This is a genomic window from Deinococcus maricopensis DSM 21211, from assembly GCF_000186385.1.
GTDB classification, from domain to species: domain Bacteria; phylum Deinococcota; class Deinococci; order Deinococcales; family Deinococcaceae; genus Deinococcus_B; species Deinococcus_B maricopensis.
Map to the genome: position 1 here is coordinate 2862402 of NC_014958.1, position 19166 is coordinate 2881567.

Below are 19166 nucleotides of genomic sequence, written 5' to 3' on the forward strand. Positions count from 1 at the left end.
TCACCTTAAACGGCCCTGTCTCCTCAGGCAACACTCATTTGACATGGTTCAGTGCGCGTCTGCCTAACGGGCGTTAGGGTCTGAAACGGGTAGACTGAAGCCGTGACGCTCACCGCCCTCGCCGTACTGCTCGCCTACCTGCTCGGCTCGCTGCCTGTCGGCGCCCTCGTCGCCCGCACGCGCGGCATCGACATCCAGAAGGTCGGCAGCGGCAACCCCGGCGCCACCAACGTCCTGCGCGCCCTCGGGTGGGGCCCCGGCCTGCTCGTCGCCGCGTTCGACATCTTCAAGGGCGCCCTCGCCGTGTACCTCGCCCACGCGCTCGGCCTCAGCGCCCTCACCGCCGCGCTGTGCGGCGTCGCCGCCGTCATCGGGCACAACTACAGCGTGTTCCTGCGCTTCCGCGGCGGCAAGGGCGTCGCCACCAGCTTCGGCACGCTCGCCGTGATCGTCCCGGTCGTCGGCCTGGGCGCGTTCGTCATCGCGATCTTCACCATGTGGCTCACCCGCTACGTCTCCGCCGGCAGCATGGTCGGCGCGGCCAGCGCCATCGTGCTCGCGTGGATCCTGCCGTTCCCGCTGTGGCTGCGCGGCATCGTCACGTTCCTCGCGCTCCTGCTGATCTGGCAGCACCGCCAGAACGTCTCGCGGCTGCACGCCGGCACCGAAAGCCGGCTCGGGCAGCGCGTCGCGTCTCCGCCCGCCGAGAAGGTCCTCCATTAAGCCAACGTCCGTAAGACAGGCCCGTTGACCCCCCACGGCACCGCGGGTAAGGTGGGGGTATGACGCTCGTCTTCACGACCACGTCCTGAGCGGGCCAGCCGACGCTGGACCCGCGCCCGCACTGTAGAGCGCGGGACTTTTTTTTGGAGGTTACACATGCGCGTAGCGATTGTCGGCGCGACCGGCGCGGTCGGCCACGAACTCCTCAGCGTCCTCGAACGCAGCCCCCTGCAGTTCACCGAGCTGCAGCTGTACGCCAGCCCCCGCAGCGCCGGCACCACCCTGCCGTTCCGCGGGCAGGACCTCACGGTGCAGGTCACGCCCGAAGGCGCCATTCCTGCCGACGTGATCCTCGCGTCCGCCGGGGCGAGCATCAGCAAGGCGCTCGCGCCCGCGTGGGTGGCGGGCGGCGCCGTCGTCATCGACAACAGCAGCGCCTTCCGTTACGACGACCACGTCCCGCTGGTCGTACCCGAAGTGAACGGCGAGGCGGCCCTCCAGCACCAGGGCATCATCGCCAACCCGAACTGCACGACCGCCATCGCGGCCGTCGCCGTGTACCCGCTGCACCGGCAGTACGGCGTGCGCCGCATGATCGTCAGCACGTACCAGGCGACGAGCGGCGCCGGCGCCAAAGGCATGGATGAACTGCTCGAAGGTACGCGCGCCGTGCTGGACGGCGCCGAGGCGACCGCGCAGGTGTTTGCGCACCCGATTCCGTTCAACGTGATTCCGCACATCGACGCGTTCCAGGCGAACGGGTACACCAAAGAGGAAATGAAGGTCGTGTGGGAGACCCGCAAGATCTTCGGCGAGCCGGACCTCGTGGTGAGCTGCACCGCGGTGCGCATCCCGACGCTGCGGACGCACAGCGAGGCGATCACGCTGGAACTGGAGCGCCCGGCCACGCCCGACGAGGCCCGCGACCTACTGCGCGGCGCGCCCGGCGTGGAAGTCCGCGACAACCCTGGCGACAAGCTCTACCCCATGCCGCTCACCGCGAGCGGGAAGTACGCCGTGGAAGTCGGCCGCATCCGCGAGAGCCTCGTGTTCCCGGGCGGGCTGGAACTGTTCGTCGCGGGCGACCAGCTGCTCAAGGGCGCAGCCCTGAACGCGGTGCAGATCGCCGAATACCTGCAGCAGCACGGCGCGCTGCCGCAGTAACCGGCCATGAGGCAGGGGGACGGGCACGCGTGCCCGTCCCCCTGCCTCATGGCTGTGCGGGTTTGCCTCGCACCGGGTTCTTCGCTCGTCCGGGTGGGCCACGGGGTACGCCGCTGCGCGTATGCCCGCGCGGGCAGGGGCGTGGTACGCTGCGCGGCATGACCGGGCAGACCTTCCTCCTCGCGCGCCCCCTCGTGCTGCGCCTGCCCGCGGCGGCCCCGCTGCCCTTCGGGGTGTAACAACCTGCGTTGGCTCCGTGCGGCGTGCGTTCACGCGGCCGTTCGTCGTTGTGCCTGAGCTGCGTGCGCGCAGTCGGGCGGGGTTCATGGTGTCACGCGGAGGCCGTACGGGTCGGCCGCCGGGGGTGGATATGCGTTGGAGTGCGTTGTGGGCGTTCACGTCGCGGGCGATGCCGAGTGAGGCGGACGTGGCCAGCCATCAGTGGTTGGTGCGCGCCGGGTTCGTGGAGCGGGTGGGCGCGGGGCTGTACGCGAGCCTGCCGCTGATGAGCCGCGTGGAGGCGCGCCTGGAAGCGCTCGTGCACGCGGAGATGCGGGCGGTGGGCGCGCAGGAGGTGCGGCTGCCGATGTTGCAGCCGGCCGCGTTGTGGGCGGCGAGTGGCCGCTGGGACGCGTACCGCGCCGAGGGGCTGATGTTCTCGCTCGCGGACCGTGCGGGCCGGGCCCTGACGCTCGCGCCGACGCATGAGGAGGCGGTGGCCTTCCTGGCGCGCGGCCTGCGGCGTGAAGCGGACCTGCCGAAGGTGGTGTATCAGGTGGGCCGGAAGTTCCGCGATGAGTTGCGTCCGCGCGGGGGGCTGCTGCGCGCGCGGGAGTTCACGATGAAGGACGCGTACAGCGTGCACGCGGACGAGGTGAGCCTGGCGGGGACGTTCGAGGCGATGAGCGGCGCGTACGCGCGGCTGCTGGGCGCGCTGGGCGTGCCGTGGCGAGCGGTGGAGGCCGACTCGGGCAGCATCGGGGGGGCGGTCAGCCGGGAATTCATGGTGCTGTCGGACATCGGGGAGGACACGGTGCTCACCGCGCCGGACGGCGTGGCGGTGAACGTGGAGCGCGCGGTGAGCCTGCCGGATGCGGCGCCGGGTGTGGGCGCGCGGGTGGACGCGTGGACGGTCACGTTCGCGGATGGGGCCGTGGTGGGCGTGCGCGTGCGCGTGCGGGCGGACCACGCGGTGAACGGCGTGAAGCTCGCGCGCGTGGTGGCGGGCCTGAGCGGGCAGGCCGTGGTGGACGCCCGCGAGGGGATCGCGGCGGTGCAGTTCGAGGTGACGGACGGGGCCTGCCCGGGCGTGGGGGTTGGCGCGGTGGCGGACGTGCGGGTCGCGCGGGCGGGCGAGCGGACAGCGCACGCGCCGCAGCAGCGGTGGGTGGCGGCGCGCGGTATCGAGGTGGGGCACGCGTTTCAGCTGGGCGCGCGGTACACGGAGGCGCTGGGGGCGCGCTTCGTGGGCGCGGACGGGTCGTCGCGGGCGCCGTTGATGGGGTGTTATGGGATCGGCGTGTCGCGGCTGGCGCAGGCGGTGGCGGAGGTGACGTGCGACGGGTGGGGCCTGAACTGGCCGGCCGTTATCGCGCCGTTCGGGGTGGTGGTGACGGTCACGAACAGTGCGGACGCGGCGCAGCGCGAGGCGGGCGAGCGGGTGTACGGGGCGTTGGTGGCGGCGGGCGTGGACGCACTGCTGGATGACCGTGCGGAGCGGGCTGGCGTGAAGTTGCGAGATGCGGAGATGATCGGCGTGCCGCTGCGGGTGACGGTGGGGCGCGACCTAGCGGCAGGAAACGTGGAGTTGTTCACACGACGCTCAAGGAGCTGTGAGGTTTTCCACGTGGACGCGGTGGTGGGGGCCGTGCAACGCTCGCTGTGATGAGCGCCGTGCTGCGGGGGTCAGGGGAGGACCGTTGGCCCGCCCCGGCCCTCCTGGCGGCCCCCGCCACCGCCGAGGCGTACGACGTGATCGGGGACGTACACGGGTGCCTGCCGGAACTGCTCGCGCTCCTGAACCAGCTCGGTTACCGCGTGGACGAGGCGCTGCGGGTGCGCGCGCCGCGCGGGCGACATCTGGTGTTCGCTGGGGACCTGGTGGACCGGGGCGTGAACACGCCCGGCGTGCTGCGGCTGGTGATGGGCGCCGTGCAGGACGGCGTGGCGTCGTGCGTACTCGGCAACCATGACGATCAGCTGCGGCGCGCGCTGGACGGCGAGACGCTGCCGAGCACGCGTGGGCGCGCGGCGGCGCTGGATCAGCTGGCGCGGGAGACCCCAGCGTTTCGGGCGCAGGTGCGCGCGTTCCTGGGTGGGTTGCCGCCGCGCCTGAGGCTGGCGGGCGGTCGATTGCTGGTGGCGCACGCGGGGGACCGCGACACGTTAGGGGAGGAGGCGCGGTCGCGGTCGAACGTGTACGGCCTGAGCCTGCCGGAACGGGACGCGTTCGGGCGGCGCCTGCGGGATGACTGGGTGGCGGCGTACCGGGGGTCGGCGTTGGTGGCGTACGGGCACACGCCGGTGCGGACGCCGCAGTGGCGGGGTCGGACGGTGAACCTGGATACCGGGTGCGCGTTCGGCGGGGCCCTGTCGGCGCTGCGCTTCCCGGAGGGGTTGACGGCCAGCGTGGCGGCGCGTTCCGGCGTGCGGTACGGGCGGCCCTGAGGCGGTGGCCTGCCCTTTGAGCGCGCGTGGCCACAGCTTCAGCCATAGGCTGGAGCCGTGGTTGCCCCTGTTCGGCTGGGCTGCCGGGGTGCGCTCGCCTGTGGTGTGGTCTTCATGCGCACCACCTGTCTAGACCGTGTGTTTGGTTTCCTGGGCGGCTTTTCCTGGTCTGTCCACTGCGGAGCGTCCTTCATCATCAGGGCTCCTCATGGAACGCTCAGCTTTCGTCTCGTAAGCTGGGGCGTCCGTCCAAGAACCTGAAGCTGCGCGTGTCTCACGCGCCGCCGCGTGTTGCCGCGCCCTGGTTCCAGTTCATCGCCCACCCTGGCGCGCGAGCGCCGGGCGGACCGGTCACGCCGCAGTGCGCGACGTGACACACCGGGTGGGTTCCCGGGGGGGAGATATGCACCAGAAAAAAGCCATCCTGTTAAGCCTCTCACTGGTCCTCGCGGCCTGCGGACAGGGCACACCCACCGCCCGCGTGCCCGAGCAGCAGAGCGGCACTGACCAGACCACGGCGAGTGGCGTCGCCACCGCCAGCGAGTGCAACACCTTCAAGCACGCGCCCATGGTCATCACGCGCATCGACTACACCCGCGAACGCGACGCCATCGACATCCTCAAGAGCTTCGAGTCGCTCGCGTTCGACCGGCAGGCGAAATACCTGCTGCTGGACGTCAGCCTCGCGGACTTCGAGCGGCTGCGGCAGACCGGTCAGGAACGCGGCTTCACCGTCCGCATCGACGAGGCGCGCACCGCCGAGCAGACCCGCGCCGCACTCGGGATGAACATGCAGGCGATCAGCAGCCAGTACCCTTGCTACCGCACCGTCGAGGAGACGTACGCAGCGGCACGCCAGATGACCGTCGACTACCCGAACCTCGCGTCGTGGACGGCCATCGGGTCCTCATGGCTCAAAACGCGCGGGCAGGGCGGGTACGACATGTACGTCCTGAAGCTCACCAACAAGAACATCACCGGCACGAAACCGAAAATGGTCGTCACCAGCGCCATCCACGCGCGCGAGTACACCACCGCCGAACTCATGACGCGTTTCGCGGAGAAACTCGTGCAGGGCTACGGCAAAGACCCGGACATCACCTGGATGCTCGACCACCAGGAGGTGCACCTGATCCTGCAGACGAACCCGGACGGCCGCAAGAAGGCCGAGGCGGGCACCCTGTGGCGCAAGAACGTGAACACCACGGCGTGCCCCACCAGCAGCACCAAGCAGGGCGTGGACCTGAACCGCAACTTCGCGTTCGGGTGGGGCGGCCCGGGGGCCGGCACGACCGCGTGCGACGAAACGTACCGCGGCCCGAGCGCCGCCAGCGAACCCGAAGTGCAGGCCGTGCAGAACTACCTCAAGGCGGTGTTCCCGGACCAGAAGGGCCCGAACCGCTCCGACGCGGCGCCCAGCACGACCAGCGGCATCTACATGGACATCCACAGCTACAGCCAGCTGGTGCTGTGGCCGTGGGGGGACACGAGCACCCTGCCGCCCAACGCCACGGCGCTGCAGACGCTCGGGCGCAAGTTCGCGTACTACAACGGCTACACGCCTGAGCAGGCGGTCGGCCTGTACCCCACGAGCGGCACCACCGACGATTACGCGTACGGGGAGCTGGGCGTCGCGGCGTACACCATCGAGCTGGGCAACGCGTTCTTCGAGTCGTGCACGTCGTTCGTGAACGACGTAATCCCGAAGAACATGCCGGCGCTGATGTTCGCGCTGAAGGCGGCGCGCGCGCCGTACCAGCTGGGGGCGGGCCCGGAGCCGCTCAAGGCGACGGCCCCGGCGAACGTGACGGCAGGTTCGTCGTTCACGCTGACGGCGACGCTGAACAACACGCAGTACAACAACAGCAACGGTGCGGAGCCGACGCGGACGGTGTCGGGCGCGTCGTACTTCATCGACACGCCGCCGTGGGCGGGCGGGACGGCGCGCGCCATGACGGCGGCGGACGGGTCGTTCAACAGCGGCGTGGAGGGCGTGACGGCGCAGGTCAGCACGGCGGGGCTCAGCAAGGGTCGGCACACGGTCTTTATTCAGGGCCGCAACACCTCCGGGTATAACGGCGTGGTGAGTGCCGTGTTCGTGAACGTGCAGTAACCGAGCAGCGCGTGGGCGGGGCGACGGGTGGCCGTCGCCCCGCGCGCTTGTGCTGTAGTGGATAGTTTCCCATTGGGGAACGACGGGTGTGCGCGTTGATGCCGGGGCGACACGAGCTACCTCCTGTATACCCTTCGCAAAATCATGCAAATCTATGTATAATTCCTCCCTATGACGCGCGCCAAGAAGGCCAAAGCCCCCGCCACCCCTGCCCTCCTCACGGACGCCACCCTCCCCGCCCCCGCCATGGCCGGACGCGACTTCCTGAGCAACCTCGACATGACCCCGCAGGAACTGCGCGCCGTTCTCGACACCGCCCACAGCATGAAACGCGGCCAGTGGCGCCAGGTGAAACCCCTCGCGGGCCTCACGCTCGCGCTGATCTTCGAGAAGGCCTCCCTGCGCACCCGCACCACCTTCGACGTCGGCATGTACCAGCTCGGCGGGCACGCCATCACCCTCACCAACCAGGAAATCGGCCTCGGCACCCGCGAACGCATCAGCGACGTCGCCCGCAACCTCGAACGCTGGGTGGACGGCGTCATGGGCCGCGTATACCTCCAGCAGACCCTGCAGGAACTCGCGCAGCACGCCCGCATTCCCGTCATCAACGGCCTGAGCGACATGCTCCACCCCGTGCAGCTCCTCGCCGACTACCAGACCATCGAGGAGCACCTCGGCGAGGTGCGCGGCAAACGCATCGTGTACATCGGCGACGGCAACAACCTCGCCAACAGCCACATCCACATGGGCGTCCTGACCGGCGCGGACGTCACCATCGTCACGCCCGTCGGGTACGAACCGAACGGCGCCGTCCTCATGGACGCCGTGAAGCAGGGCGCGCGCATCACCCTCACGAACGACCTCGCCGCCGTCGACGGCGCCGACGTGCTCTACACCGACGTGTGGATCAGCATGGGGCAGGAAGCCGAAGCAGAGCACCGCCGCCGCGCCTTCCGCGGCTACCAGGTGAACGCCGCCATGCTGGACCGCATCGCGCCGAACGGCATCTTCCTGCACTGCCTGCCCGCGCACTACGGCGAGGAGGTCGTCGAGGAAGCCACCGACCACCCCAAGAGCTGCGTGTTCAACCAGGCCGAAAACCGCCTGCACGCGCAAAAAGCGCTGCTCTACCACATCCTCGGCGGCACGCAGCCCCGCTGGTGAAGCGCAACCCTGCGCGCACCCGCGCGGCGCTCGGCGTACACTGCGGACATGCCGAGCGCCGCACGCCAGGGGGATATGCACACCTGCCCGATGGTCACCGGGAACGTCCCGCACGTCGGCGGGCCCATCAACGCCGGAAGTCCTACCGTCATGATCGAACGCCGCCCCGCCGCGCGCGTGGGGGACATGTGCGTGTGCTCCGGCCCGCCGGACACGATCATGCGCGGGAGCGCCACGGTGCGCATCAACGGTCAGCCGGCCGCGCGCATGGGCGACATGACGGCGCACGGCGGCACCATCACCATCGGGGCCGCCACCGTGATGATCGGCGGTTAACTCCGCGCAGCGCGGCGCACGACCAGCAGCGGCGCGCGCCCTGGACCGCAACCCGTGCGCCCGGCTGTGGCCCGAGCGCGTCCGCCTTGCCGCCCCGCTCAGGTTGGGAAGTCGTGCGTGTCCCGGCAATCTGGAACCGGCAATGTCTCTGGTGCCTCAGCCGGACGAGCACGCCCCTTTTTCCGCGGCCTCCCCTTCTGGTGCAGGCTGCGCAGCGCATTACGCCGCGCCCTGAGCCCCGAACAGGCGCCTGCCTCCCAACCAGCTTCCAGAGGCTTGAGCCGCTGGCCCCTACGGACAGTCACGCGCTCTTCAGCGCACACCCCCGCAGCAACCACCGCACCCCCGGGCATCGGGCGACCCCTTCACGAGGAACCATGACCATACCCAACGTTTTTATTGATGGCGAGGCCGGCACGACCGGCCTGCAGATCCGCGCGCGCCTGGAGGGCCGCACGGACCTGAACCTGCTGCGTATCGACCCGGCGCGGCGCAAGGACCCGGACGCGCGGCGCGAGCTCCTGAACGCCGCGGACCTGGCGATCCTGTGCCTGCATGACGACGTGGCCCGCGAGGCCGTGGCGGTGATCGAGAACCCGCGCACGAAGGTGCTGGATGCCAGCACGGCGCACCGCGTGGCGGACGGCTGGGTGTTCGGCTTTCCGGAGCTGACGCCCGGGCAGGCGGACGCGGTGCGCGCCGCGCCGCGCGTGAGCAACCCCGGCTGCTACAGCACGGGCGCGATCGCGCTGCTGCGGCCCCTGACGGACGCGGGGCTGCTGCCAGCGGACCACCCAGTGAGCGTGCAGGGGTTCAGCGGGTACTCCGGGGGCGGGCGGGCACTTGTGGACGCGCACGAGCTGGGCGCCGAGCACCCCATGGCGGGGCCGTTCCGGAGTTATGCGCTGGGGCTGCAGCACAAGCACCTGCCGGAAATGCAGGCGTACGCGAACCTTGCGGAGGCGCCGCTGTTCACGCCGCACGTGGGCGGGTGGCGGCAGGGCATGCTGGTGCAGGTGCCGCTGCATCTGCGGCGGCTGGGGGGCGCGACGGGCGCGGACCTGCATGGGGCGCTGAGCGCGCATTACGCGGGGCAGGCGTATGTGCGGGTCATGCCGTTCGCGGAGGGGGAACCGCCCATCCTGGATCCGGAGGCGCTGAACGACACGAACGACCTGGAGGTGTTCGTGTTCGAGAATGCGCGGCTGGGGCAGGCGCTGCTGGTGGCGCGGCTCGACAACCTGGGGAAGGGCGCGTCGGGCGCGGCGGTGCAGAATCTGGAGTTGATGCTCGGGCTCGCCTGATGCGGGCATGCGTGGGGGATGGCACAGTTGAATGTGAGCCTGAGTGGGCTTCTCAAGGTTCGTTCGACGTTGAGTAAAGGGGCGTGATGGGTCACGGTGTGGGTGCGCGCTGCCCGCACCGTAGCGTGACGGCAGTTGCGACACCTGCCGGCCATGACCGCGTCCGGCGGGTTCCGTCTGCACAGAAGGAGCTCCCTATGCGTCCCCTGAAACCCCTGATGCTCACTGCCGCCCTCCTGACCACGCCCGCCCTCGCGGGCAGCGCGGGCGCCTCGCCCCAACAGGGCCTGCTCGACGTGAACGGCGCGCAGATCCACTACGTCAGCGTCGGGAGTGGCACGCCCATGCTCCTGCTGCACGGCTACCCGCTGAGCGGGGAACTGTTCGCCCGTAACCGCGACGCCCTCGCGAACGCCGGGTACCGCGTGATCACCATCGATCACCGCGGGTACGGGCAGAGCACCGCGCCCGCCAGCGACCCCGGCAGCCTCGCGACGTACGCGCAGGACGCCCTGGCCGTGATGGACCAGCTCAACGTCCAGAAGGCCATTATCGGCGGCATGAGCATGGGCGGGCCCATCGCGTTCGAGATGTACCGCCGCGCGCCCGAGCGCTTCATGGGCCTGATCCTGATGGACACCATCGCCAACCCGGCGAGCGTCGTGGAGCAGCACCTCTGGAAGGGCATGGCGCAGAAGGCCAGCATGTACGGCTCGCAGTCGCTCGCGCCGGAACTGCTGAAGGACATGCTGACCGGCGCGACGCGCATGAACCGCCCGGCGGACGCCGCGTTCCTGACCACCATCGTGAAGGGCGCGTCCGTGGCGGCGGACGTGGCGGGCGCGAACGTGCTCGCCACGCGCCCCGACAGCCTCCCCACGCTCAGGACCATCGCGGTGCCGACGCTGATCATTGAGGGCGTGGAGGACACCGTGTACCCGCCGGAGTTCAGCATGAAGATGCAGCAGAACATCGCGGGCAGCCGCCTCGTGCTGATTCCCGGCGCGGCGCACGCCGCGAACTTCGAGAAGGCGAGCGCCACGAACGCCGCCATCATCAACTGGGCGAAGACCATCCGCTGAACCGAAGTGAGGCGCGCAGGCCCCCACCCGAGGGTGGGGGCCTGCCTGCGGTTCGGGGGTGGGGTCAGCCTTCGTAGTCGAGCGCGGCCGTGCGGTCGGTCGCGTCGAAGCGTCCGGCGGCGCGCAGCGCGAGCGTAACCACGACCGCCACGAGCAGGTTCAGCAGCAGCGCGTACACGGCGGCGTACCCGGGGACGACCGTGCCGAACACCTGCAGCGGGAAAGTGCTGGTCTTGAACCCGAGCGACGCGGCCATCCACGTGCCGCTGATCATCCCGACGGCCCAGCCGGCCAGCAGGGCGCGCGGGTCGAAGAAGCGCGTGAACGCGCCGAACACCACGGCTGGGAGGATCTGGATGATCCACACGCCGCCGAGCAGCTGCAGCTGAATGGCAAAGGTGCTGGGCAGCAGCAGGATGAACAGCAGCGCGCCGAACTTCACGACGAGACTGACGATCTTGGCGACGTTCGTTTCCTGGTGCGGCGTGCAGTTCGGGCGGATGAACTCGCGGTAGATGTTGCGCGTGAACAGGTTGCTCGCGGCGATGCTCATGATCGCGGCGGGCACGAGCGCGCCGATGCCGATGGCGGCGAACGCGACGCCCACGAACCAGTCCGGGAAGTACTGCAGGAACAGCGCGGGCACGCTGAAGTTATTCCCGTACTGCGCGAAGTACTCCGTGAAGCGCGGGTTCGCGGCGACGCCCGCCTTGATGGCCATGAAGCCGAGCAGCGCGAGGAACCCCAGCACGAGGCTGTACGCAGGTAGCAGCGCCATGTTGCGGCGCACGGTGTTGCTGCTGCTGCTGCTCAGCAGCGCCGTAACGCTGTGCGGGTACAGGAACAGCGCGAGGGCGCTGCCGATGGCGAGGGTGAGGTACGCGCTGATGCCGCCGGTGTTGCCGGGCTGCGCGGGCGCGAGCAGCAGGTTCTTGTCGGGCACGGCGTCGAAGATGGCGCCGAACCCGCCGAGTTTCGTGGGGATCACGATGACGGCCACGATGATCGTGAGGTAGATCAGGACGTCCTTGACCACGGCGATCATGGCGGGCGCGCGCAGACCGCTGCTGTACGTGTACGCCGCCAGGATGATGAACGCGATGATCAGCGGCAGTTCCCCGATGAAGCCCTTGGTTTCGAAGCCGAGCGCGCCGATGACCACCTGAATGCCCACGAGTTGCAGCGCGATGTACGGCATGGTCGCGAGGATGCCGGTCAGGGCGATGGCGAGGACCAGCCAGCGGTTCCCGTAGCGGACCTTCGCGAAGTCCGCGAGGGTGACGCTGCCGTGCCGGTGCGCGACGGCCCACAGGCGCGCGAACACCACGAACGCGAACGGGTAGATCAGGATGGTGTAGGGCACGGCGAAGAAGCCGGTGGCGCCTGCACCGAACATCAGGGCGGGCACGGCCACGAAGGTGTAGGCGGTGTACAGGTCGCCGCCCAGCAGGAACCACGTGATGAGCGTGCCGAAGCGGCGTCCGCCGAGGCCCCACTCGTCGAGGTGCGCGAGGTTCCCCCGGCGCCAGTTCGCGGCGAGGAACCCCATGATGGTGACGAGGCCGAACAGCACCAGGAAGACGATGGTGGCGGGCCAGTTCACGCGTGCCCTCCGGGCGCGTCGGTGTACGCGGCGTGGGCGTCGCCGAGGTCGCGGGTGGCGGGCGGTGTGGTGTCGAGCGGGCGGGTCTTCACGTACACGATCCAGGTGATCAGGGACGCGAGCGGCACCCAGAGCAGCTGGTACCAGTAGAAGAACGGGAAGCCGAGCAGGCGCGGCGCGTCCTGGTTGTACAGCGGGACGGGCAGCAGCGCGATCCAGGGCAGGGCGAGCAGCCACAGCCAGGCGCGATGGCGAAGGTGACGGGACGAGGACGGTTGACTCATGACTCTCCCCTTTCATGAGGTGTGGTGCGCGTGGGCGCGCCGGTGAGATTGTGAAGCGCTTTCATCTGAACCGCTGCACGGGCGGAAGTCAAGCGGGCGTGCTCGCCCGCATGCAGCGCGCCGCAAGAAGATGCAAGCGGCGTCTGTTCATCCTCGGACCAGACGCAGAGGGAACGGCGGCGCTTTACACTGCTGTGCATGAAGTTTCCTTCTGGTTTTCGCGCGGCGGCCCGCGCGGCGGGCATCAAACCGAGCGGCAAACCCGACCTGTCCTGCGTCGTGAGCGACCATGACTGCGCGTGGGCGTTCGCGGGCACCCGCAGCACCACCGCCGCCGCGTGCGTGGAACGCAACCGCGCCCGCTACGCGGACACGCAGCCGATCCGCGCGCTGCTGGTGAACGCCGGGAACGCCAACGCCGCCACCGGCGCGCAGGGCGCGCGGGACAACGCCGCCCTCGCCGACGCCCTCGGGGACATCCTGCACGTGCCCGCCGGGTCGGTGCTGACCGCCAGCACCGGCATCATCGGGCACCTGCTACCCATGCCGCGCGTGCTGAGCGGCCTGGAGCACCTGCCGGACGAGCTCAGCGACGACGTGGACGCGTTCGCGAACGCCATCATGACCACCGACACGCATCCGAAGACGGCCGAGGTGACGCTCAGCACGGGCGCGCGCATCGTCGGCTGCGCGAAGGGCAGCGGCATGATCCACCCGGACATGGCGACCATGTTCGCGTTCGCGTTCACGGACGCCCGCGTGGACCAGGGGGCGCTGCGCGCCGCGTTCCCCGCCATCGTCGCGCGGACCTTCAACGCCGTGACGGTGGACGGCGACACCAGCACGAACGACATGGCGGTCGTCCTCGCGGGCGGCGCGGCCGGCGACGTGGACACGGCGGAGTTCCTGACAGCGCTGGAAGGCGTCATGCGGACGCTCGCGCGCATGATCGCCGCGGACGGCGAGGGCGCCACGAAGCTCCTGACGGTGCGCGTGACGGGCGCGCGCACCGAAGCGGAGGCCCTCACCGCGGCGCGGACGTGCTGCGTGTCGCCGCTGCTCAAGAGCGCCGTGCACGGCAACGACCCGAACTGGGGGCGCGTCATCATGGCGGTGGGCCGCAGCGGCGCGGGCGTGGACATCGAGCGCCTCAGCGTCCACGTGCAGGGTGTGCCGGTGTTCCGTGGCGGCCCCCTCGCGTACGACGCGGCGAGTGTGTCCGCGAGCATGCGCGCCGAGGAGGTCGTGTTCGACGTGGACCTCGGCGTGGGGGACGCGCGCGGGGAAGCGTGGGGCTGCGACCTGAGCGCCGAGTACGTCAGCATCAACGCCGACTACACGACCTGAGCACCGACGCGACCCTTCACGGGCCGCTCACGGTGCAGGCGGACGGGGCGGGTACGGTGGGGCATGACGCCCTCTCGCCCCGCCTCGGCCCTCCCGCGTCCCCTGGACCTCACGTTGCCCTCGAACCGCTTCGCGCTGCTGGGCGCGGGCGCGGCGGTGCTCGCGGCGCGCACGCTTGGGCGGCCCTGGGGGCACGCGCTGCGTGCGGGGGCGGGCGCGTTCTGCGCGTGGGCGATCGCGCGGGAACTCGACCCGGACCACCCGGGCAGCGCGGGGGCAGCGCTCACCCTGGCGCTCGCGTCGGGCGTCCGTCAGCCGCCGGACGTCCTGGGGGCGTTCACGCTGCTGAGTGCGCTGCGGTTGACGGTCTGCACCGTCGGGGAGCGCGTCACCGTCGCGGACTCCGTGGCGGTGAGCGCGCAGGGCGCCCTGGCGGGAGCATTCGCGCCCGTCGGCGCGGCCCTCGCCCCCACGCTGGCCCTCGCGGGGAGTGCGGGCGCCCGTGACGCCCTGTCGCCGCCCGCATGGACAGCTGCGGCGGCGCTGGCAGGCGCGGCCCTCGGCAGGGCGGCCCGCCGCTCCCCCCAACCCGCCGGGGTGCTCGCACCGGCCCTGCTGGGCGGGGTCACGCTCGCTGCGGCGCTGCTGCCACCAGAGCAGCCCGCGTGCCGCACCGACAATGAGCAGCACCCTGTGGACGGAGGGCGTCTGCGCCTCACGCGCGCTGTTGCCGTTACCTGCGCCACGCTGGACGTCGCCTCCGGCGGTGCGCGGCGCACTGCGCCGCTGCTCGCGGCCCTGCTGGCGGTGGCGGCGCGCCGCACGGCGTCCCGGTCCTGAGGGGTACCGGAACCGCAGCATCGCGTACGGCTCGCGTGCCTCAGGCCGCCTACCGTGCGGGCATGAGCGGACTGCTGCGTCAATGGACCCTGCTGGCCTCGGCAGTGGCCACCATCGTCATGAACGCCCTCGCGAATGCCCTGCCGCTGTTTGGCCGGAACACCGGGGAGATCAGCGACGACCTGCCGAACGCGTTCACGCCCACGGGCGCGACGTTCGCCGTGTGGGGCGTGATCTTCCTGGGGCTGCTGGTGTTCGCGGTGTACCAGGCGCTTCCCGCGCAGCGTGGCGCGCGGTACGACCAGTTGTGCTGGCCGTTCCTGCTGGGGTGCGCGCTGAACGTCACGTGGCTGTTGGCGTGGCACAGCCTGCACCTGGGGTGGAGCGTCGTGGTCATGCTGGCGTTGCTGGCCGACCTGGTGTGGCTGTACGTGACGCTCGACCGTCTCGCGCTGCGGGGTGCGGAGCGGTGGGCGCTGGGTGTGCCCGGGAGCCTGTACCTCGCGTGGATCACCGTGGCGACCGTCGCGAACATCACGGCGTATCTCGTGAGCGTGGACGCGCCCGCGGCGCTGCTGGGGTGGAGTGCGCCCACATGGTCCGCGGCGCTGGTGGTGGTCGCGTCGCTGGTGGGGGCCTGGCTGCTGGCCCGGCGGCGGGACGTTCCGTTCGCGCTGGTGCTGCTGTGGGCGTTTTACGGCGTGTACGCGGCGCGGCCGGAGGTGACGACCGTACTGATTGGCGTGATCGTCGCGGTGGGCGTGCTCGGGGTGGGGGCCGTGGCGGGCGCGCGCCGCCCCCGGGCCGCGCGGTGAGGCGCGGGGGCGGTCAGTTGGCGAGGTAGCGGACGAAGTCGTTCATGCGGCCCACGCAGTCGCTGGCTTCCAGGGCGGCGGTGCTGCCGGTGATGGTGCGCAGCTTGCCGCTGTTGGACAGGTACAGCTGCATGATGCGGTACTCGCTGCCGCTGGATTTGTGTTCGTAGGCGGCGAGGACACCCCAGGTGCCGGCGCGGTCGATGGGCTGCGCGGTCACGTGGGCCATGCCCTGCGCGCTGAGGCTGTTCTGGAGTTTCACGGCGAACGCCTGCGCGTCGGTGACGTTCGTGAACAGCGGGAAGGCCTGCGTGAGCTGCGATTCCTGCAGCACGCAGGCTTCGTTGGGAGCGAGCCAGGTCTTGCCGTCGGCGCTGGACGTCCAGCCGGCGTACGGGACGAGCAGTGCGTGCGCGGGCGTGCCGAGCAGTGCCGCGAGCAGCAGGGAGCGGGTGAGGCGCATCCTCCTGACCTTAACGGCCAGAACGTGAAGAGTCTATAAAGTCCATGAGAATACCCTAAGAACCCGGGCACAAGCTTTCGGCGGCAAGGTCAGGGGTTCAGCAGGAACCGCACCAGCAGTACGCCGGCCCCCACCCCCAACGCCAGCGCGAACCACTTCAGTGGTCCGGCACTACGTCCGGTCGCGCGCTCCATCCGAAACACCCAGGCGGCCAACACCCCCATCAGCACCATCCCGCCCGCGTACCCCCACGGGGGCGGCAGCAGCAGCGTCAGGATCACCAGGGCGAGATACGCGCCCACGATCAGGGCGGGCCAGACATTCTTCATGCCGCCCACTGTAGCGTCCCTCAGGAGTTCCCCTCGACCGCCACGCGCGCCTGGGCCAGGTGGTGCCGCGCGTGCCAGTCGTGCTTCGCGATCAGCTGCCACAGGTCCTGGCGGCCCTCGGTCGGGTGCGTCAGCTCACGGGTCAGCGTTTGTGGGTTCACGGCGCGCAGCAGCGCCAGCCAGCGGACGTTCGCGACGTGCAGCAGCGCCAGGGCGTCGCGGACTGGCAGGTGCATGTCCGGCAGGGCCATCCACGCTTCCGGATCGAACGGTTGAATCTGGTACTCCTCCTGCGTCAGGCCGTACTTCAGGCGGTTCAGGCCGTGCGCGTGCGCGTCGGCGGTGTGGTGCACCAGCTGCCGGGCGTTCCAGCCGCCCTCACGGTAGGGGCGGTCCAGGCTCGCGTCTGGTGCGCCCTCGATCAGGGCGTGCCACGCCGCTTCGGTGTGCTCGAAGGCGGCAATGAACTGCCGGAGTTGCTGTGGCGTGCGCGCCTCGGCGGGCAGGGTCGGGCGCGGACCGATGGGGTAGCGGACATCCGGCAGTTCAGGCATGCCGCAGCGTACTGCGCCGCGGCCGAAGCTCCGACGGGCAAACCTGCTTTACCTTCCACACAAAAAACTCATAATCGAGCGGTGAATCACGTCTCCCCCGCGCAAGACATGCTGTTCTCCCCTATTCGCACCACCGAAGCCATGATGCACGAAGGCATCGGCTGGCGGCGGGTCTGGCCGATGCTGCTGGGCGTCCCGGCCCTGCTGACGCTGGCAGTCGCGCTCAGCACCCTCCAGGGCGGCCCGAAAGCCTCCATCCTGGGGATACTCCTGATCCTGCTGGCCGCCGTGTGTTACGGCGCCTGGGACGGCTGGAGCTACCCGAAACTCCTGGCCGCGTATGCTCGCCTTTTCGGCCTGACCGTCACCGAAGAGCACGTGCGCTTCGGCATGGCGTGGGGGACCCTGCCGGCGCTGTACGCCGCTGTGCCCTTCCTGATCGCGGCGCTGGCGCTGAGTGCCGGACCGCACGGCGCCGCGCTGTTCCTGCTGGGCGCGGGCCTCACGATCGGCCTGGTGCTGATGGCTTGGTCCGTCCTCACGGTGGTGGGGGCGCTGGCGGGCGCGCTGCAGACGACGGTCCTGCCTACGCTCGGGCTGATCCTGCTGACGAACGTCACGTTCAGCGCGTTCTACAAGCTGCTGATGATGCTGGCCGGGACGCTGCTCCCCTGAGCACACGAACAAGGCGCCCCGGTGTGACCGGGGCGCCTTGTTCATAGGGGGTTTAGAAGTCCATGCCGCCCATGTCGGGGCCGCCGGCGGGCGCGGCGGGGGCGTTCTTCTCGGGCTTGTCGCTGACGATCGCTTCCGTGGTGAGGATCAGCGCGCCGATGCTGGCGGCGTTCTGCAGCGCGGTGCGGGTGACCTTCGCGGGGTCCACGATGCCGGCGGCGACCATGTCCTCGACGAATTCGCCGGTGGCGGCGTTGAAGCCGTAGCGGGCCTTGTCGCTGTTGACGACGGCGTTCACGATGACGCTGCCTTCGAAGCCGGCGTTCGCGGCGATCTGGCGGGCGGGCTCTTCGAGCGCGCGGATCAGGATGCGCGCGCCGGTCGCTTCGTCGCCTTCGAGGCTTTCAGCGGCCTTGCGGACAGCGGGGATGATGCGCAGCAGCGTGGTGCCGCCGCCCGCGACGATGCCTTCCTCAACCGCCGAGCGGGCAGTGCTGAGGGCGTCCTCGTAGCGGTGCTTCTTCTCCTTGAGTTCCGTTTCGGTCGCGGCGCCGACACGGATCACGGCCACGCCGCCGGCGAGCTTGGCGAGACGCTCCTGGAGCTTCTCACGGGCGTAGTCGCTGTCGGTGCTGTCGAGTTCGGCCTTGATGGCGCCGACACGCTGCTCGATTTCGGTCTGGTTGCCGAGACCGTCGATGATGGTGGTGTCGTCCTTGGTGATGCGGATGCGCTTGGCGCGGCCGAGCATCTCCATGGTGGCGTTCTCGAGCTTGTAGCCGAGGTCTTCGGTGATGACGGTCCCGCCGGTGACGGCGGCAATGTCGCGCAGCATTTCCTTGCGGCGGTCGCCGAAGCCGGGGGCTTTCACGGCGGCGATGTTGAGGGTGCCGCGGAGTTTGTTCACGACGAGGGTCGCGAGCGCTTCACCTTCGACGTCTTCGGCGATGATGAGCAGGGGGCGGCCGGTCTGCGCGACCTTCTCGAGGATGGGGAGCAGTTCCTTGAGATTCTGAACCTTCTTCTCGCTGATCAGGATGTAGGGCTCTTCGAGTTGCGCCTCCATCTTGTCGGTGTTGGTCACGAAGTAGGGGTTGATGTAGCCCTTGTCGAACTGCATGCCTTCGACGACGTCAATTTCGGTGTCGAAGCCGCGGCTCTCTTCGATGGTGATGACGCCTTCCTTGCCGACCTTGTCCATCGCGGTGGCGATTTCCTGGCCGACGGCGTCGTCGTTGGCGCTGATGCCGGCGACCTTGCGGATGGCGTCGCTGTCCTCGACGGGCACGCTGAGGCTCTTGATTTCCTCGATGGCGGCCACGACGGCTTTTTCGATGCCGCGCTTCAGGGCGAGGGGGTTGGCGCCGGCGGCGACGTTGCGGAGGCCTTCTTTCACGACGGCCTGGCCGAGGACGGTGGCGGTGGTGGTGCCGTCACCGGTGATGTCGTTGGTTTTGCTGGCGACTTCCTTGAGGAGTTGCGCGCCGATGTTCTCGAGTTTGTCCTCGAGTTCCACTTCCTTGGCGACGGTGACGCCGTCCTTGGTGATGGTGGGGCTGCCGAACTTCTTCTCGATGACGACGTTGCGGCCACGGGGCCCGAGCGTCACTTTGACGGCGTTGGCGACGGCGTTGACGCCGCGTTCCAGGCTGCGGCGGGCGTTTTCATCGAACACGAGTTGTTTCGCCATGATGATGCTC

The 19166-nt window shown here is 69.9% G+C and carries 19 protein-coding genes; 13 read left to right on the plus strand and 6 right to left on the minus strand.

Going from position 1 to position 19166, the window contains the following annotated elements:
* Positions 1 to 102: 102 nt before the first annotated feature.
* The 9 genes from plsY (at position 103) to DEIMA_RS13485 (ending at position 10556) form a co-directional block, all read left to right on the plus strand.
* Positions 103 to 723, plus strand: a complete 621-nt coding sequence (gene plsY / locus DEIMA_RS13445) for a glycerol-3-phosphate 1-O-acyltransferase PlsY (protein ID WP_013557814.1) — start codon at positions 103 to 105, stop codon at positions 721 to 723.
* A 156-nt stretch (positions 724 to 879) separates the two neighbouring features.
* Entirely contained in the window at positions 880 to 1887 is a 1008-nt protein-coding gene (locus DEIMA_RS13450; RefSeq protein WP_013557815.1) for an aspartate-semialdehyde dehydrogenase, read from the plus strand.
* 370 nt (positions 1888 to 2257) lie between these two features.
* Positions 2258 to 3772 (plus strand): aminoacyl--tRNA ligase-related protein, encoded by a 1515-nt coding sequence (locus DEIMA_RS13455; RefSeq protein ID WP_013557816.1) that lies wholly within the window; start codon positions 2258 to 2260, stop codon positions 3770 to 3772.
* Entirely contained in the window at positions 3772 to 4554 is a 783-nt protein-coding gene (locus DEIMA_RS13460; RefSeq protein WP_013557817.1) for a metallophosphoesterase, read from the plus strand. The genes DEIMA_RS13455 and DEIMA_RS13460 overlap by 1 nt, the downstream gene beginning before the upstream one ends.
* A gap of 403 nt (positions 4555 to 4957) precedes the next feature.
* The gene (locus DEIMA_RS13465; protein ID WP_013557818.1) at positions 4958 to 6667 is read left to right on the plus strand and encodes a M14 family metallopeptidase; all 1710 of its coding nucleotides are present in this window, start codon (positions 4958 to 4960) and stop codon (positions 6665 to 6667) included.
* A 171-nt stretch (positions 6668 to 6838) separates the two neighbouring features.
* Positions 6839 to 7834 carry an ornithine carbamoyltransferase gene (argF, locus tag DEIMA_RS13470; RefSeq protein WP_013557819.1) on the plus strand — a complete coding sequence of 332 codons (996 nt, stop codon included), beginning with the start codon at positions 6839 to 6841 and terminating at the stop codon, positions 7832 to 7834.
* A gap of 48 nt (positions 7835 to 7882) precedes the next feature.
* On the plus strand, positions 7883 to 8170 hold the full coding sequence (locus DEIMA_RS13475) for a PAAR domain-containing protein (RefSeq protein ID WP_013557820.1): 288 nt from the start codon (positions 7883 to 7885) through the stop codon (positions 8168 to 8170).
* A gap of 377 nt (positions 8171 to 8547) precedes the next feature.
* Entirely contained in the window at positions 8548 to 9474 is a 927-nt protein-coding gene (gene argC / locus DEIMA_RS13480) for an N-acetyl-gamma-glutamyl-phosphate reductase (RefSeq protein WP_013557821.1), read from the plus strand.
* 197 nt (positions 9475 to 9671) lie between these two features.
* Complete coding sequence (locus DEIMA_RS13485) at positions 9672 to 10556, plus strand: alpha/beta fold hydrolase (RefSeq protein WP_013557822.1); 885 nt, start codon at positions 9672 to 9674, stop codon at positions 10554 to 10556.
* A 64-nt stretch (positions 10557 to 10620) separates the two neighbouring features.
* Here DEIMA_RS13485 and mctP read toward each other — a convergent pair whose 3' ends face one another.
* Together mctP and DEIMA_RS13495 are read right to left on the minus strand one after the other, a co-directional pair.
* Positions 10621 to 12159, minus strand: coding sequence for a monocarboxylate uptake permease MctP (gene mctP, locus DEIMA_RS13490; protein WP_013557823.1), 1539 nt, complete (start codon positions 12157 to 12159; stop codon positions 10621 to 10623).
* Positions 12156 to 12443: a DUF3311 domain-containing protein gene (locus DEIMA_RS13495; RefSeq protein WP_013557824.1), complete on the minus strand. Its 288-nt coding sequence runs from the start codon at positions 12441 to 12443 to the stop codon at positions 12156 to 12158. The genes mctP and DEIMA_RS13495 overlap by 4 nt, the downstream gene beginning before the upstream one ends.
* 198 nt (positions 12444 to 12641) lie before the next feature.
* On the opposite strand from DEIMA_RS13495, the gene argJ reads away from it, so the two are divergent.
* The 3 genes from argJ (at position 12642) to DEIMA_RS13510 (ending at position 15445) form a co-directional block, all read left to right on the plus strand.
* On the plus strand, positions 12642 to 13790 hold the full coding sequence (argJ, locus tag DEIMA_RS13500) for a bifunctional glutamate N-acetyltransferase/amino-acid acetyltransferase ArgJ (RefSeq protein WP_013557825.1): 1149 nt from the start codon (positions 12642 to 12644) through the stop codon (positions 13788 to 13790).
* A 63-nt stretch (positions 13791 to 13853) separates the two neighbouring features.
* Positions 13854 to 14630 carry a hypothetical protein gene (locus tag DEIMA_RS13505; protein WP_013557826.1) on the plus strand — a complete coding sequence of 259 codons (777 nt, stop codon included), beginning with the start codon at positions 13854 to 13856 and terminating at the stop codon, positions 14628 to 14630.
* A 62-nt stretch (positions 14631 to 14692) separates the two neighbouring features.
* Positions 14693 to 15445, plus strand: a complete 753-nt coding sequence (locus DEIMA_RS13510; RefSeq protein ID WP_013557827.1) for a hypothetical protein — start codon at positions 14693 to 14695, stop codon at positions 15443 to 15445.
* A gap of 13 nt (positions 15446 to 15458) precedes the next feature.
* On the opposite strand, the gene DEIMA_RS13515 is transcribed toward DEIMA_RS13510, so the two are convergent.
* From DEIMA_RS13515 to DEIMA_RS13525, 3 genes are all read right to left on the minus strand, one after another.
* Complete coding sequence (locus DEIMA_RS13515) at positions 15459 to 15908, minus strand: hypothetical protein (protein WP_013557828.1); 450 nt, start codon at positions 15906 to 15908, stop codon at positions 15459 to 15461.
* An 89-nt stretch (positions 15909 to 15997) separates the two neighbouring features.
* Positions 15998 to 16237, minus strand: coding sequence for a hypothetical protein (locus DEIMA_RS13520; protein WP_013557829.1), 240 nt, complete (start codon positions 16235 to 16237; stop codon positions 15998 to 16000).
* Between the two features lie 20 nt (positions 16238 to 16257).
* Entirely contained in the window at positions 16258 to 16791 is a 534-nt protein-coding gene (locus DEIMA_RS13525) for a DinB family protein (protein ID WP_013557830.1), read from the minus strand.
* Between the two features lie 81 nt (positions 16792 to 16872).
* On the opposite strand from DEIMA_RS13525, the gene DEIMA_RS13530 reads away from it, so the two are divergent.
* Complete coding sequence (locus tag DEIMA_RS13530) at positions 16873 to 17466, plus strand: hypothetical protein (protein WP_148234967.1); 594 nt, start codon at positions 16873 to 16875, stop codon at positions 17464 to 17466.
* 52 nt (positions 17467 to 17518) lie between these two features.
* Here the strand turns inward: DEIMA_RS13530 and groL are convergent, their stop codons facing one another.
* A complete protein-coding gene (gene groL / locus DEIMA_RS13535) occupies positions 17519 to 19156 on the minus strand; it encodes a chaperonin GroEL (protein WP_013557832.1) in 1638 nt (545 codons plus the stop codon).
* Positions 19157 to 19166 lie beyond the last annotated feature (10 nt).